Origin of the sequence: Oryzisolibacter sp. LB2S (genome assembly GCF_040732315.1) — a bacterium.
Lineage (GTDB): Bacteria > Pseudomonadota > Gammaproteobacteria > Burkholderiales > Burkholderiaceae_C > Alicycliphilus > Alicycliphilus soli.
The window spans coordinates 3,739,766-3,755,205 of sequence record NZ_CP160388.1 but is presented as its reverse complement, the minus strand read 5'-3'; the positions used below and the strand labels follow the sequence as shown (position 1 = coordinate 3,755,205).

Annotated in this window: 9 protein-coding genes and 2 riboswitches; of the genes, 6 read left to right on the top strand and 3 right to left on the bottom strand. The window is 70.4% G+C overall.

Translation table 11 applies throughout. The features are described 5' to 3' along the window. Positions 1-212: 212 nt before the first annotated feature. Positions 213-1,874, top strand: coding sequence for an L-lactate permease (locus ABUE11_RS17630; RefSeq protein WP_367066754.1), 1,662 nt, complete (start codon positions 213-215; stop codon positions 1,872-1,874). A gap of 107 nt (positions 1,875-1,981) precedes the next feature. Here the strand turns inward: ABUE11_RS17630 and ssb are convergent, their stop codons facing one another. After that, a complete protein-coding gene (ssb, locus tag ABUE11_RS17625; RefSeq protein ID WP_367066752.1) occupies positions 1,982-2,524 on the bottom strand; it encodes a single-stranded DNA-binding protein in 543 nt (180 codons plus the stop codon). A gap of 137 nt (positions 2,525-2,661) precedes the next feature. Next, positions 2,662-3,840, bottom strand: a complete 1,179-nt coding sequence (locus ABUE11_RS17620; protein ID WP_367068858.1) for an MFS transporter — start codon at positions 3,838-3,840, stop codon at positions 2,662-2,664. Positions 3,841-4,043: 203 nt separating this feature from the next. On the opposite strand from ABUE11_RS17620, the gene uvrA reads away from it, so the two are divergent. The 5 genes from uvrA to ABUE11_RS17595 all read left to right on the top strand — a co-directional run bounded on the left by uvrA (position 4,044) and on the right by ABUE11_RS17595 (position 14,701). Continuing rightward, positions 4,044-7,103, top strand: a complete 3,060-nt coding sequence (uvrA, locus tag ABUE11_RS17615; RefSeq protein WP_367066750.1) for an excinuclease ABC subunit UvrA — start codon at positions 4,044-4,046, stop codon at positions 7,101-7,103. Between the two features lie 110 nt (positions 7,104-7,213). Continuing rightward, a riboswitch (cobalamin riboswitch) is annotated at positions 7,214-7,505 on the top strand. A 349-nt stretch (positions 7,506-7,854) separates the two neighbouring features. Beyond that, positions 7,855-8,910, top strand: a complete 1,056-nt coding sequence (cobW, locus tag ABUE11_RS17610) for a cobalamin biosynthesis protein CobW (RefSeq protein WP_367066748.1) — start codon at positions 7,855-7,857, stop codon at positions 8,908-8,910. A gap of 57 nt (positions 8,911-8,967) precedes the next feature. After that, on the top strand, positions 8,968-12,801 hold the full coding sequence (gene cobN, locus ABUE11_RS17605; protein WP_367066747.1) for a cobaltochelatase subunit CobN: 3,834 nt from the start codon (positions 8,968-8,970) through the stop codon (positions 12,799-12,801). Beyond that, complete coding sequence (locus ABUE11_RS17600) at positions 12,798-13,967, top strand: ATP-binding protein (RefSeq protein WP_367066745.1); 1,170 nt, start codon at positions 12,798-12,800, stop codon at positions 13,965-13,967. The genes cobN and ABUE11_RS17600 overlap by 4 nt, the downstream gene beginning before the upstream one ends. 44 nt (positions 13,968-14,011) lie before the next feature. After that, a complete protein-coding gene (locus ABUE11_RS17595) occupies positions 14,012-14,701 on the top strand; it encodes a VWA domain-containing protein (RefSeq protein WP_367066744.1) in 690 nt (229 codons plus the stop codon). A 73-nt stretch (positions 14,702-14,774) separates the two neighbouring features. On the opposite strand, the gene ABUE11_RS17590 is transcribed toward ABUE11_RS17595, so the two are convergent. After that, positions 14,775-15,104 carry a GNAT family N-acetyltransferase gene (locus ABUE11_RS17590; protein ID WP_367066743.1) on the bottom strand — a complete coding sequence of 110 codons (330 nt, stop codon included), beginning with the start codon at positions 15,102-15,104 and terminating at the stop codon, positions 14,775-14,777. A gap of 111 nt (positions 15,105-15,215) precedes the next feature. After that, positions 15,216-15,396, top strand: a riboswitch (cobalamin riboswitch). Positions 15,397-15,440 lie beyond the last annotated feature (44 nt).

Below are 15,440 nucleotides of genomic sequence, written 5' to 3'. Positions count from 1 at the left end.
CCCTGGGAGTTTCCCTAATAGGGCGGTCGCCACCCGCCCATCTTGCTATGACGTGAAATTGATTCAACGTCACACTTCGGATTTTTCACGCTCCCGCGTGGGCGTGTTTCCTACAGTCGGCCCCCGCACCGCGGAGGACCATTGTCGGCACCGCCGCCGCGTGTGACTTCATTTTCTTTCATACCAAGACAAACACAAGGGAGCACAGACATATGGTCTGGCAACAAATCTACGACCCGCTGGGCAACATGGTCCTGTCCACGGCGCTGGCCGCCATTCCGGTGGTGGTCATGCTGGCCGCGCTGGGTTTCTTTCACATCAAGGCGCATATCGCCGCCGGCATGGGCCTGATCGCGGCGCTGATCGTGGCCGTCTTCGTCTACGGCATGCCGGCCGACATGGCCGGGCGCGCGGCGCTGCTGGGCGGCTTCACGGGCCTGCTGCCGATCGGCTGGATCGTGCTCAACATCATCTTCCTGCACCAGCTGACCGAGCAGAACGGCAGCTTTGCCGTGCTGCAGGACTCGCTCTCGGGCATCACCGAGGACCGGCGCATCCAGCTCTTGCTCATCGCCTTCTGCTTCGGCGCCTTCTTCGAGGGCGCGGCGGGCTTTGGCACGCCCGTGGCGGTGACGGCGGCCATCCTCATCGGCCTGGGCTTCTCGCCGCTCGCGGCCTCGGGCCTGTCGCTGATCGCCAATACCGCGCCCGTGGCCTTTGGCGCCCTGGGCACGCCGGTGATCACGCTGGCCAAGGTGCATGGCTACGACCTCATGGAGGTCACGGCCATGATCGGGCGCCAGCTGCCGTTCTTCTCGCTGCTCGTGCCGTTCTGGCTCATCTGGGCGTTCGCCGGGCGCAAGGGCATGATGGAGATCTGGCCCGCCATCCTGGTGACGGGCGTGTCGTTTGCCATTCCGCAGTTCCTCGTGTCCAACTACATCGGGCCCGAGCTGGTGGACATCATTGCCGCCATCGTCTCCATGATCTGCCTGGTGGCGTTTCTGCGCGTGTGGAAGCCCAGGACGGTGTGGACCTCGGCCTCGCTGCGCCACCACGACGTGAGCGCGCACGAGGCCAAGCCGGCCAAGCCCGTCACGCGCCACAGCACCCAGGCCCTGGTGGCGGCCTGGACGCCCTGGGTCATCCTGTCGGTGTTCGTCTTCATCTGGGGTCTGCCCTCGGTCAAGGGCTGGCTCAACGGCATCTTTGCGCCCACCTTCCCGATGGAAGGCCTGCACCAGATGATCGAGAAGGTGCCGCCCGTCGTGCCCACGCCGCACAAGGAGGCCGCCGTCTACACGCTCAACCTGCTGTCGGCCACGGGCACCGGCATCCTGCTCGCGGCCATCGTGAGCGCCTTCGTCATGAAGTACAACCCCGTGGCCATCGTGCGCACTTTCTTCAAGACGCTGTGGCTGGTGAAGTACTCGCTTCTCACCATCGTGCTCATGCTCGCGCTGGGCACGCTCACGCGCTACTCGGGCACCGACACCACGCTGGGCCTGGCCTTCGCCAACACCGGCGTGCTCTACCCCTTCTTCGGCACGCTCATGGGCTGGCTGGGCGTGGCGCTCACGGGCTCGGATACGGCCTCCAACGTGCTGTTCGGCGGCATGCAGAAGGTGGCGGCCGAGCAGCTGCACCTCTCGCCCAACCTCATGGGCGCGGCCAACAGCTCGGGCGGCGTGATGGGCAAGATGATCGACGCCCAGTCCATCGTCGTGGCCTCCACCGCCACGCGCTGGTTCAATCACGAGGGCGACATCCTGCGCTACGTGTTCTTCCACTCCATCGCCCTGGCCTGCCTGGTGGGCCTGTACGTGACCATGCAGGCCTATGTCTGGCCGTTCACGCTCACGGTGGTGCATTGACCTGAGTGTTTTTGGCCTTCAGCGCTTGTCCATCAAGCGCTAGCAGCTATCACACAAATAGCAAACGGGCGCCCTGGGGCGCCCGTTGTCGTTGAAGCTTTGCGGAATCAGAACGGAATGTCGTCGTCCATGTCGTCAAAGCCCGATGCGGCGCGCGGCGGCTGGGCCACCGGGGCCGGAGCCGGGCGGGCAACAGGGGCGGGCGCGGGGCGCTGGGCGGGCGCTGCGCGGCGCGGGGCCTCGTAGCCGCCGCCATCGCCATAGCCGCCATCGTCATAGCCACCACCGGCGCCACCCTGGCCACCGCCCATGCCCTGGCGGCTGCCCAGCATCTGCATGGTGTCGGCGCGGATTTCGGTGGTGTAGCGTTCCTGGCCACTCTGGTCGGTCCACTTGCGCGTGCGCAGGCTGCCCTCCACGTACACCTGCGAGCCCTTGCGCAGGTACTGGCCCACGATCTCGGCCAGGCGGCCGTTGAAGACCACGCTGTGCCATTCGGTGGCTTCCTTGTTTTCGCCGGTGTTCTTGTCGCGCCAGCGGTCGGTGGTGGCGATGCGCACGTTGGCCACCTGGTCTCCGCTGGGGAAGGTGCGCATTTCGGGGTCGCGGCCGAGGTTGCCGACGAGAATGACTTTGTTGACGGATGCCATGCAATTTCCTTGTGCGTCAGCCCGGACGGCAGGGGAGGGTTTCCGGGCCAGATAGGTCGATTTACGCGGCCCCTGCGAGGCCGCAGGTGCGCAGCATAGCGATCTTGCGCGGCGCTGGCGCGCCGGGGGCAAAAAAATCAGTGCCCGCCGCGCGCGACGGGCTTGAGCGGCCAGGTCAGCACCAGCCACAGCAGGGCCAGCACGGCCGTGGCCGCAAACAGCCCGCCCGCGCCGGCCCATTTGGCCAGCGCCCCGCCCAGGGCGCCGCCGGCGAACAGGCCCAGCGACTGCAGCGTGTTGTAGGCGCCCAGGGCCGCGCCGCGCAGGCTGGCCGGCGCCATGCGCGAGACCAGGCTGGGCTGCGTGGCCTCGAGCATGTTGAAGCCGCAGAAGAACACGAACAGCAGCGCGCCCAGCAGCAGCACGCCGGGCGCCGCGCCGGCGGCCACCAGGCCGCCCAGGGCCGCCTGCACCAGCGCGATCAGGGCGATGGAGAGCAGCAGCGCCGCGCGCAGCCGGCCGCGCCGCTCCATGGCGAACAGGCCGCCCATGGCAATGACGGACAGCACCAGGGCCGGCAGGTAGACATGCCAGTGCAGATCCTTGGCCAGGCCCGCCTGCACCAGCATGGCGGGCACGGCCACCCACATGGCCATCTGAATGGTGTGCAGCGCGAACACGCCCAGGTTCAGGCGCAGCAGGTCGGCGTTGCGCCAGACATCGGCGGTGCGGCCGCGCGGCGCGTCGGCGTGGTGGCGCGTCTCGGGCGGCACCACCCACAGGATCAGCGCCACGCCCGCGAGCGCCAGCGCACAGGTCAGCAGGAACAGCCCCGACAGGCCGATGTACCCCGTCAGCCACGGCGCGAGCACCAGGGCGATGGCGAACATCAGGCCGATGCTGATGCCCACCAGCGCCATGGCCTTGGTGCGCACGCTGTCGCGCGTCTGGTCCGCCAGCAGCGCCGTGACGGCCGCCGACACCGCGCCCGCGCCCTGCAGCGCGCGCCCGACCAGCAGGCCCATGACCGAATCCGCCAGCGCCGCCACCAGGCTGCCCAGCGCAAACACCAGCAGGCCCAGGGCGATGACGCGCTTGCGACCGAAGCGGTCCGAGGCCATGCCCAGCGGCAGCTGGAAGAACGCCTGGGTCAGGCCATACATGCCCATGGCCAGGCCGACGAGCGCCGGGTCGTCGCCGCCGGCGTACTTGCGCGCCTCCAGCATGAACACCGGCAGCACCAGGAACAGCCCCAGCATGCGCATGGCAAAAATGGCCGCCAGGCCGAGGCTGGAGCGGCGCTCGTCCGCCGTCATGCGCGAGGCCGGAGCCGCGGCGGCGGGGGGGGATGTGGGCGTGGTGGTGTCCGACACGGGGGCAATCGGTTCTGGGGCAAAGATCGCATTGTGGCGCAGCGGCGGTTTCCCTGGCCCAGGCAGGCCCTCCGGCGGTAGCGGCGTCCCGGTGATTTCCATATGCGCTGTCCTATCATGGTGGGTTTTCTTCACCCTCCCCCGCGATGGCCGATACCGCCCCCCCTACCGCCGAAACACCCGCGCCGGACGCGGGCCGCCCGCTGGCCCAGGTGCTGCGCGGCGCCGGGCAGATCAGCATCCGCGGCGCGCGCACGCACAACCTCAAGAACATCGACCTGGACATACCGCGCAACCAGCTCGTGGTGATCACGGGGCTGTCGGGCTCGGGCAAGTCCAGCCTGGCCTTCGACACGCTGTACGCCGAGGGCCAGCGCCGCTATGTGGAGAGCCTGTCGAGCTATGCGCGGCAGTTCCTGGGCCGCCTGGACAAGCCCGACGTGGACCTGATCGAGGGCCTGTCGCCGGCCATTTCCATCGAGCAGAAGGCCACCAGCCACAACCCGCGCTCCACCGTGGGCACGGTGACCGAGATCCACGACTACCTGCGCCTCTTGTACGCGCGCGCCGGCACGCCGCATTGCCCCGAGCATGGCCTGCCGCTCGCGGCCCAGACCGTGAGCCAGATGGTGGACGCCGTGCTGGCCCTGCCCGAGGACACGCGCCTGATGCTGCTGGCCCCCGTGGCGCGCGCGAAGAAGGGCGAGTTCGTCGAGCTGTTCGAGCACATGCAGGCCCAGGGCTATGTGCGCTTTCGCGTCGATGGCCGCATCGTCGAGGCCGAGGACCTGCCCGAGCTCAAAAAGACCGAGAAGCACGACATCGATGTGGTGGTGGACCGCCTCAAGGTGCGCGCCGACGCCCAGCAGCGCCTGGCCGAGAGCGTCGAGGCCGTGCTGCGCATCGGCGGGGTCGAGGGCGCGGGCCGCGTGCTGGCGCTGGAGATGGACAGCGGGCGCGAGCATCTCTTTTCCGCCAAGTTCGCCTGTCCGGTGTGCAGCTACTCGCTGCCCGAGCTCGAGCCTCGGCTGTTCTCCTTCAACTCGCCCACGGGCGCCTGCCCGACCTGCGACGGCCTGGGCCAGCAGGAGCTGTTCGACGCGGCGCGCGTCGTGGGCTTCCCCAGCTTGAGCCTGGCCAGCGGCGCCATCAAGGGCTGGGACCGGCGCAACGGCTACTACTTCGCCATGCTCGAGAGCCTGGCGCGGCATTACGGCTTCGACGTCGAGACGCCCTTCGAGCAGCTGCCCGAGCGCGTGCGCCAGGCCGTGCTCTACGGCTCGGGCGAGGAGGAGATCGCCTTTGAGTACCTGCTCGACAGCGGGCCGAAGAAGGGCCAGCCCATCGTCAAGCACCACCCCTTCGAGGGCATATTGCCCAACATGGAGCGGCGCTGGCGCGAGACCGACTCCGCCGTGGTGCGCGAGGACCTCTCGCGCTACCGCCAGAGCCAGCCCTGCGCCGACTGCGCGGGCGCGCGCCTCAGGCCCGAGGCGCGCCATGTGCTGGTGGGCGAGGGCGACGCGGCCCGGCCCATCCAGGGCGTGAGCGCCATGACGCTGCAGGATGCCCAGGCCTGGTTCGGCGCACTGCGGCTCACGGGCGCCAAGGCCGAGATCGCCGACAAGATCGTGCGCGAGATCGCGGCGCGCTTAGGCTTTTTGAACGACGTGGGCCTGTCCTACCTGAGCCTGGCGCGCAGCGCCGAGACCCTGAGCGGCGGTGAGGCCCAGCGCATCCGCCTGGCGAGCCAGATCGGCAGCGGCCTCACGGGCGTGATGTACGTGCTCGACGAGCCCAGCATAGGCCTGCACCAGCGGGACAACGACCGCCTGATCGCCACGCTGACCAGGCTGCGCGACCTGGGCAACAGCGTCATCGTGGTCGAGCACGACGAGGACATGATCCGCGCCGCCGACCATTGCGTGGACATGGGCCCGGGCGCGGGCGTGCACGGCGGGCGCGTCATGGCCCAGGGCAGCTGCGCCGAGCTCTGCGCCAACCCGCAGTCGCTCACCGGCCAGTTTCTGAGTGGCGCGCGCAGCCTGGCCGTGCCCGCGCGGCGCACGCCCTGGCAGCCGGTGCTCGAGCAGGCCGCGCCGCCCGAGGACGGCAAGGCGCGCAAGTCGCGCTTTCCGCAGACCGCGGCCAGCCTGCGCAAGCAGGAGCGCCTGGCCGAGCACCGCGCCACGCAGGGGCGGCTGCAGGCGCTGCGCGTGCTCGGCGCCACGGGCAACAACCTGCAGGGCGTGAGCGTGGAATTTCCCGTGGGCCTGCTGACCTGCGTGACCGGCGTCTCCGGCTCGGGCAAGAGCACCCTGGTCAACGACACGCTGCACCGCGCCGCCGCGCGCCTGATCCACCGCGCCCACGAGGAACCCGCGCCGCACGAGGGCATCGAGGGCCTGGAGTATTTCGACAAGGTCATCAACGTGGACCAGTCGCCCATAGGCCGCACGCCGCGCAGCAACCCGGCCACCTACACCGGGCTGTTCACGCCGATCCGCGAGCTCATGGCCGAGACCAATACCGCCAAGGAGCGCGGCTACGGCCCCGGGCGCTTCTCGTTCAACGTCTCGCAGGCCGCGGGCGGCGGGCGCTGCGAGGCCTGCCAGGGCGACGGCGTGGTCAAGGTGGAGATGCACTTTCTGCCCGACGTCTACGTGCCCTGCGACGTCTGCCACGGCCAGCGCTACAACCGCGAGACGCTGCAGGTGCAGTGGAAGGGCAAGAACATCGCCGACATCCTGGAGCTCACCGTGGAGGACGCGCATGCCTTCTTCAAGGACGTTCCCGCGATCGCGCGCAAGCTGCAGACGCTGCTGGACGTGGGCCTGTCCTACATCCGCCTGGGCCAGAGCGCGACCACGCTCTCGGGCGGGGAGGCCCAGCGCGTGAAACTGGCGCAGGAACTCAGCCGCCGCGACACCGGCCGCACGCTCTACATCCTGGACGAGCCCACGACCGGCCTGCACTTTGCCGACATCGAGCTCTTGCTCAAGGTGCTGCTGCAGCTGCGCGACGCGGGCAACACCATCGTCGTCATCGAGCACAACCTCGACGTGATCAAGACCGCTGACTGGCTCATCGACATGGGCCCCGAGGGCGGCGCCGGCGGTGGCCAGGTCGTCGCCGTGGGCACGCCCGAGGAGGTGGCGGCGAACGAGGCCAGCCATACCGGGCGCTATCTGCGGCGGTATCTGTGACCTGCCCACGGCCTGCCGCCTCGGGCGGGGGCGGGAGCGAGAAGGGACATGGCCGTTCCGGGATAATCGCCGCACGGCACCTCACTGCGCGGTCGCGCCATTGCGCAATGACGGTGCCGAGATTCAAAGGTGCCTGCACAGGACCAGAGCGTCATCGACGCGCGGGTTGGCAGGTGAAACGGGAAGCAGGTGCGCGCCGCGATTCATGGGCGCAAGGCCTGCGCTGCCCCCGCAACGGTAGGTGAAGTCACGGGTTCTCTTGCTGATCGGTTCCATGGACCGGCCAGCGGCCACTGCGCCACAGACGGCGTGGGAAGGCGACGAACCGAGGCCGCGCATGGCACATGGCCCAGCGCAGGCGCTTCACAAGCCCGGAGACCGGCCTTGGGATCGCTTCGGACGCCGCGGGAGGGCGCAGTCCGGGTTGACGATCGGCTGATTGCCCAGGTGCTCAAACGCATGGCGAACGGCCCATCCATCCCAGGGAATGCGACGGAACGCGGCGGGTTTGTTGACCGTTTGTTGAGCATTGGGCCAGGGGCCTCGCGGGTGTGCGGGCCATGGTCCCGAGAAACCGCATGCATTTCCCCGTCCCCGAGCCGCCACCGCGCGTACGCGCCTGCGGCCTCCTTCTTGCCGTCTCCTTGCGCATATCGAACCCGGGCCGAATCCGCCGTGCGGCGCATTGGCGCGCGCCAGGGCGCGCGCAGTCATGCCGGCCCTGATGTTTTCCCCTTCGAGAGATTGATCCATGCACACCACCAAGATCCCCGCCACCATCGTTACCGGCTTTCTCGGCAGCGGCAAGACCACGCTGATGCGCCACATCCTCGAGCAGGCCCGGGGCCTGCGTGTGGCCGTCATCGTCAACGAGTTCGGCGAGCTCGGCATCGACGGCGACATCCTCAGGACCTGCGCCATCGGCTGCAGGGAGGAGGGCGGCGCCGACGCCCCCGAAGGCCGCATCTACGAGCTGGCCAACGGCTGCATGTGCTGCACCGTGCAGGAGGAGTTCTTCCCCGTGATGAAGGCCTTGGCCGAGCGCCGCCAGGACATCGACGTGCTGCTGATAGAGACCAGCGGCCTGGCCCTGCCCAAGCCCCTGGTGCAGGCCTTCCAGTGGCCCGAGATCGCCAGCGTGTTCACCGTGGACTCGGTCGTCACCGTGGTCGACACGCCCGCGGCCGCGGCCGGCCAGTTTGCCCACGACCCCCACGCCGTCGATGCGCAGCGCCGGGCCGACCCCAACCTCGACCACGAGGCCAGCCTGCACGAGCTGTTCGAGGACCAGCTCTCGGCCGCCGACCTGGTGGTGCTGTCCAAGGCCGATCTGGTCACGCCGCAGCAGCTGGCGCAGGTGCGCGCCCTGGTGGCCGAGGAGGTGCCCGCCGAGGTCAAGATGGTCGAGGCCGTGCAGGGCCAGGTGCCGCTCTCGGTGCTGCTGGGCCAGCAGCGCGCGGCCGAGGCCTCGATCAACGAGCGGCACAGCCACCACGACCACGAGGAGGACCACGAGCACGACGCGTTCGACTCGCTGTTCATCGACCTGGGCGCCGTGGACCGCGATCGGCTCATGCAGGCCCTGCACGCCATCGTGCAGGCGCATGCGGTGCTGCGCGTCAAGGGCTTTGCCGCGCTGCAGGGCAAGCGGATGCGCCTGCTGGTGCAGGGTGTGGGCCGGCGCTTCGACGCCTACTTCGACCGCGCCTGGCAGGACGGCGAGGCGCAGGCCACAAGGCTGGTGTTCATCGGCAAGGGCCTGGATGCCGCCGTGCTGCGCCAGGCGCTGCTGTCGGCAGAAGTTTAGGCAAAATCGGCCTCCAGCCCTTTGTGGGAAAGCGCGAACAGCTATTGTTTTTGAGTCATGCACCTGCTCAGTACCCGCCCCGGCGGCTTTGTCGAAGACGACAGCGTCGTCACCCGTCTGGACCAGACGCCCGCCGAGATGGTGGTGCTCAGCTCGGCCGACACCACCCTGTCGCTGCTCGCCGATGCCTACCGGCTGTGGCAGCAGGCCGAGGCGCCCGAGCCCGTGCCCACGCTGCGGCTGGCGAATCTGCTGCACCTGCGCCAGAGCGCATCGCTGGACCTGTACATCGACGAGGTGCTGCAGCACGCCAGGCTGGTCATCGTCGATCACCTGGGGGCCGAGTCGGCCTGGCCCTATGGCATCGACCAGCTGCGCAAACTGGCGCTGGCCCGCGGCCAGCAGCTGGCCATGTTCTCGGGCGACAGCCAGGAAGACCTGGACCTGCTGGCCAAGGGCACGCTCGCGCCCGAGCGCAGCCGCATGCTGTGGCAATACCTGCGCGCCGGCGGCCTGGCCAATGCGCGTGAGTTCCTGCGCATGGGCGCGGCCTGGGGGCTGGGCCGCGCGGTGCAGGGTGCGCCCGTGCGCGTGCTGCCGCCCGTGGCCGTGCATGTGCCCCTGGCCTGGGCCGGCGACATGCCGGGCCATCTGCCCGGAATCGACGACCTGCGCGCGCAGTGGCTGCCGGGGGCGCCCGTGGTCATGCTGGTGTTCTATCGCTCGCACCTGCTCGCGGCCAACACCGACGCCTTCGACGCCATGGCCGAGGCCCTGCGCGCGCGGGGCCTGAACCCGCTGCCGCTGGCGCTCGAATCGCTCAAGGATGGGCTGTGCCTGCAGACACTGCGCGCGCTGTGCGCGGCCCACGACGTGCAGCTCATCCTCAACACCACCGCGTTTGCCGCGCTGGGCGAGCATGCGCGCGCGGGCAGCGATGGCGACATCGACAGCCTGGCGGGCGACATCCCCGTGCTGCAGGTCATCGCCAGCGGCGCCAACCGCGACGACTGGCTGGCCGACACCCAGGGCCTGCGCCCGCGCGACATCGCCATGCAGGTCGTGCTGCCCGAGATGGACGGCCGCATCATGACGCGCGCCATCAGCTTCAAGGGCCTGGCGCACCGCTGCGCGCTGACGCAGACCGACATCGTGGCCTACCAGCCCGAGCCCGACCGCGTGCAATGGGTGGCCGAGCTCGCGCGGCGCTGGTGCCTGCTGCGCAGCAAGCCCGCGGCCGAGAAGCGCGCGGCGCTGGTGCTGGCCAACTACCCCGGCAGCGAGGCGCGCCTGGGCAGCGGCGTGGGGCTGGACACGCCCGCCTCCGTGCTGGCGCTGCTCGCCCAGCTCGAACGCGATGGCTGGCACCTGGGCGATGCGGCCGCGCGCCCGGCCGACGGCCAGGCCCTGATGGAGCGGCTGCAGCAGGGCATAGCCAACGACCCCGCCCAATGGCCGCTGCGCGCCGCCAGCCAGGGCTATGCGCTCGCGGCCTATCGCCAGCGCCTGGCGCAACTGCCCGAGGGCATGGCCGATGCCGTCACCGCCCGCTGGGGCGCGCCCGAGCAGGACCCCATGCTGCGCGAAGGCTGGTTCATGGTGGCCGGGCTGCAGCTGGGCCATGTCTTCATCGGCATACAGCCCGCGCGCGCGCTCGACGGCCGCAACGACTACGCCCAATACCACGACGCCGAGCTTGTGCCGCCGCACCACTATCTGGCCTTCTACTTCTGGCTGCGCGACGTGTTCGGCGTCGATGCCATGGTGCATGTGGGCAAGCACGGCAATCTGGAATGGCTGCCTGGCAAGAGCCTGGCGCTGTCGCAGCACTGCTGGCCCGACGCCATCCTCGGGCCGCTGCCCCATGTCTACCCCTTCATCGTCAACGACCCCGGCGAGGGCGCGCAGGCCAAGCGCCGCAGCCAGGCCGTCATCATCGACCACCTGATGCCGCCGCTGGCCCGCGCCGACAACCACGGCCCCATGCAGGAGCTCGAGCGCCTGGTCGACGAGTATTACGACGCGCTGCTGGTGGACCAGCGCCGCGCGGGCCTGCTGCGGCGCCAGATCCTCGACATGGCGCGTAGCCAGGACCTGCTGCGCGAGCTCGGCGTGGACGGCGCGCGCGCGCCGGACGAGCAGATCCTCGAGCGCATCGACGCCTATCTGTGCGAGCTCAAGGAAACCCAGATCCGCGACGGCCTGCATGTCTTCGGCCATTCGCCCGAGGGCGCGCAGCGCGACTCCACGCTGCTGGCGCTGGCGCGCTACCCGGCCGCGGGCGAGCAGGGCCTGCTCCACGCGCTGGCGGCCGACCTGCTGCCCGGCTGCGACTGGAACCCGCTGGACATGGACGCCGCCGAGCCCTGGACCGGCCCGCGCCCGCAGGTGCTGGCCCGGCTCGATGCCGGCGCCTGGCGCCATGGCGGCGACACGCGCGAGCGGCTGGAGCTGCTGGCGCTGCGCGTGCTGCAGCGCCCCGAGATGGCCGGCGACTGGCCTCGGACGCAGCATGTGTTGCGGCGCATAAGTGTGCAGATCGCCCCCGCGCTCGACGCCTGCGGCCGCGAGGAGCTGCGCCAGTTCTCGCGCGCGCTGCAGGGCCGCTTCGTGCCGCCCGGGCCCAGCGGCTCGCCCTCGCGCGGGCGCTGCGACACCCTGCCCACGGGGCGCAACTTCTACACCGTCGACACCCGCGCCATCCCCACGCAGACCGCCTGGGCGCTGGGTCAGCAGGCCGCGCAAAGGCTGCTCGAGCGCTATCTGCAGGAGCACGGCGAGTATCCGGCCGCCATCGGCATCTCCGTCTGGGGCACGGCCACCATGCGCACGGGCGGCGACGACATCGCCCAGGCCTTTGCGCTGATCGGCGTGCGCCCCAGGTGGGCGCCGGGCAGCCAGCGCGTGGTGGACTTCGAGGTCATCCCGCGCGTGGGCCTGCACCGTCCGCGGGTCGATGTGACGCTGCGCATCAGCGGCTTCTTTCGCGACGCATTCCCCGGCGTGGTGCAGATGTTCGACGCCGCCGTGCGCGCCGTGGCCGCGCAGGAAGAGGATGCCGAGGACAACCCCATCCGCGCGCGCGTGCTGCGTGACACCGCGCAATGGCGGCAGCAGGGCATGGACGAGGCCGAGGCGCAGGAGCAGGCGCTGTGGCGCGTGTTCGGCGCGCCCGCGGGCAGCTACGGCGCGAGCATGCACGAGCTGCTGCGCTCGGGCCAGTGGAGCGATGCCGGCGACTTCGCGCGCCACTATCTGCAATGGGGCGCGTTTGCCTACGGCCAGCAGGCCGACGGCGTGCCGGCGCGCCAGGCGCTGGAGCGGCGCCTGCAGGCATTGGACGTGGTGCTGCAGAACCAGGACAGCCGCGAGCACGACCTGCTCGACTCCAGCGAGTACTACCAGCACCAGGGCGGCATGGTGGCCGCCGTGCGCCACCTGGGCACACTTATCGGGAAGGCCGAGCCCGCCGTCTACCACGGCGACCATGGCAACCCGCAGTCGGCGAAGATCCGTTCGCTGGCCGAGGAGATCGGCCGCGTGGTGCGCGCGCGCGTGACCAACCCCAAGTGGATTGCGGGCGCCATGCGCCACGGCTACAAGGGCGCGTTCGAGATGGCGGCCACGGTGGACTATCTGTTCGGCTTCGACGCCACCACGCAGCTCGTGTCCGACACGCATTACGCGCTCGTGACCGAGGCCTATGTGCAGGACGAGGCCGTGCGCAGCTTCCTGCGCCAGCACAATCCGCAGGCGCTCGCCGACATCGTGGGCCGCCTGCTCGAAGCCATCGAGCGCGGCATGTGGGCGCAGCCCGGTGAGCTGCACGAGGCGCTGCTGGCCCAGATGCTGGCGCAGGAGGAATTCATGGAAGGACGGGTGCAGCGATGACACCGACATTCCCGCTATCGGCGATCCAGGGCCAGCCGCAGCTCGTGCAGGCGCTGCTGCTGGCCGCCACCGAGCCGGCGCTCGGCGGCGTGCTCATCCAGGGCCCGCGCGGCACGGCCAAGTCCACGGCGGCGCGCGCGCTGGCCGATGTGCTGGCGCCGGCGCCGTTCGTCACGCTGCCGCTGGGCGCGTCGCTCGAGCATGTGGTGGGCAGCCTGGACCTGTCGAAGGCGCTGGCCGGCGGCGAAGTGGCGTTTGCGCCCGGCATGCTGGCCAAGGCCCATGGCGGCGTGCTCTATGTCGACGAGATCAACCTGCTGCCCGACGCCATCGTCGATGTGCTGCTCGACGTGGCCGCCTCGGGCGTCAACCATGTGGAGCGCGACGGCATCTCGCACCGCCACGCGGCGCGCTTCGTGCTGATCGGCACCATGAACCCGGAGGAGGGCGTGCTGCGCCCGCAGCTGCTCGACCGCCTGGGCCTGTGCGTGCAGCTGGCCAACGCGCAGGATCCGCAGCTGCGCAGCGCCATCGTCAAGGCGCGGCTGCGCTATGAGCTCGACCCCGCGGGCTTTCTGCAGGCCCATGCGGCCGAGCAGGCGCGCCTGGCCGAGCGCCTGAGCCAGGCACGGGCACGCTGCGCCGACGCGCTCGCACTGCCCTGGAGCGACGCCGTGCACGATGCCGTGGCGCGCCAGTGCATCGCGGCGCATGTGGACGGCCTGCGCGCCGACCTGGTGATGCTGCGCGCCGCGCGCGCGCTCGCCGCCTGGGAGGGCAGCGCGGCCATCACCCCCGACCATGTGGCCCGCGTGGCGCCGCTGGTGTTGCTGCACCGCGCGGCGCAGGGCCTGCAGGAGCAGCGGGAGCCGCAGGGGCAGGGGCGGGAACAGCCCGACCATGCCACGCCCACTGCGCCCCAGGTAGCGCCTGTGTCCCCGTCATCCCACGATGGCGCGAAGGACGCGGGGCCGGGCAGCGCGGGCGCTGCCGCTGCCGCGCCGGAGCCCGGTGGCGACGGCCTGGAGCAGCCACCGGCCGGCTGGGGGCAGCCCCGGCACATGGCCGCCGCGCCGGTCTCTGCGCGAGAGGCCGACGCCCTGGCCCTTGTGGCGCTGGAGGCCCTGGCCGCAAAAAAAGCCCGCGCCCCCGGCCAGCCGCGCTAGCGCCCACGGCATACCGCCCCGGCCGGGGGCAGGCGGCGGCGCCCATGGGTGGCGCCGCACTCGCCAGCCATGCGCAGCCCGTGGGCCAGCGCCTGCCGGGCGCCGTGCTCGATTGGCCTGCCACGCTGCGCGCGGGGCGCCTGCGCCCGCTGGCACTCGAGCATCTGCGCTGGCGCCAGGGCCGGGGCCAGGCCCAGGCGCTGCATGTGTTTGTGCTCGACTGCTCGGCCTCCATGCTGGCCAGCGGCGCCTTTGCCCAGGCCAAGGGCCTGCTGCTGCAATGGCTGCGCTGGGCCTATCTGCAGCGCACGCCCGTGGCCCTGCTGTGCTTTGGCGCCGGCCAGGTGCAATGGCGCCTGCCGCCGCGGCGCGCGCCGCGCTGCAATGCCGCGCTGATCGAGCCCCTGCATGGCGGCGGCGGCACGCCGCTGGCGCAGGCCGTGCACGAGGCCTGGGCGCTGCTCGCCCGGCGCCCCGAGGAGCGCAGGATCCTGTGGCTGCTGAGCGACTTTCGCAGCACCGACGTGCTGGCCCTGGCCCGCCGGACGCCGCCGCAGGGCCTGTCCCATGTGCTGGTCGATGGTGAGCAGCCGGCCCATGCCGGGCAGCGCGCCTTCGGCGGCGCGCTGCGCCTGGCGCGCGCCTGGGACGCCTGCGCACATGTCACGCTGCGGCAGGCCGGTCCATATGCGTGGTCTGCCACAGCGGATCGTCATCCACGCACAGCAGCCTGAAACCCATGCGCTGCCAGAAGGTGATGGCCCCGGGCAGGAAAGGATGGGTGTGCAGGTACAGCGTGTGCACGCCCTACTGCGCCGCCCAGGCCTGGAGCTGGTGAAACAGAGCCTGGGCCAGACCCTGGCGGCGCAGCTCGGGCACGACGAACAGACGCACCACCTCGACCACGCCGCGCGCGTCGTAGTGCAAATGGGCAAAGCGATGGTCATAGGGGCGGCAGGCAATGCTGCCGACCACGCGGCCATCGGCGTCGCGGGCCGCCAGCATGCAGCCGGGTGCGCTGCCGTAGTTCTGCGCGAACCGCTCGAGGTCGGGCGGCATGGCTTCCTGGTCCATGCGGGTGCCGAACATGGCGGCGCGCGCCCGCAGCAAGAAGCCGAGCAGTTCGGCATCGAGCATGTCGACGCCCTCGATGGAGAAGCGGGAAAAATCCCCGCTAGCGCAATTGTGGAGTTGGTGCATCAGGGTTTTGACGGATATGGTCGTTCTCGGTTACATTGCCGGCGCTTTGGCTCCGCAAGGAAGGCGGGTGGCATTCGGCCATCGGCCCAGGGAATCCAGGAAATGGAACTGCCCCCGCAACTGTAGGCAATGAGCAGGCTTCGGCAAACCACTGGAAGGCGTTTCCGGGAAGGTGAGGCGCTGCGATGAATTGCCAGTCAGGAGACCTGCCCGAGCGCTTCTTCATTCATTGCCGGCGGGGTGCCCGGGAGGTGAACGGCTTCCCCTGCCTTG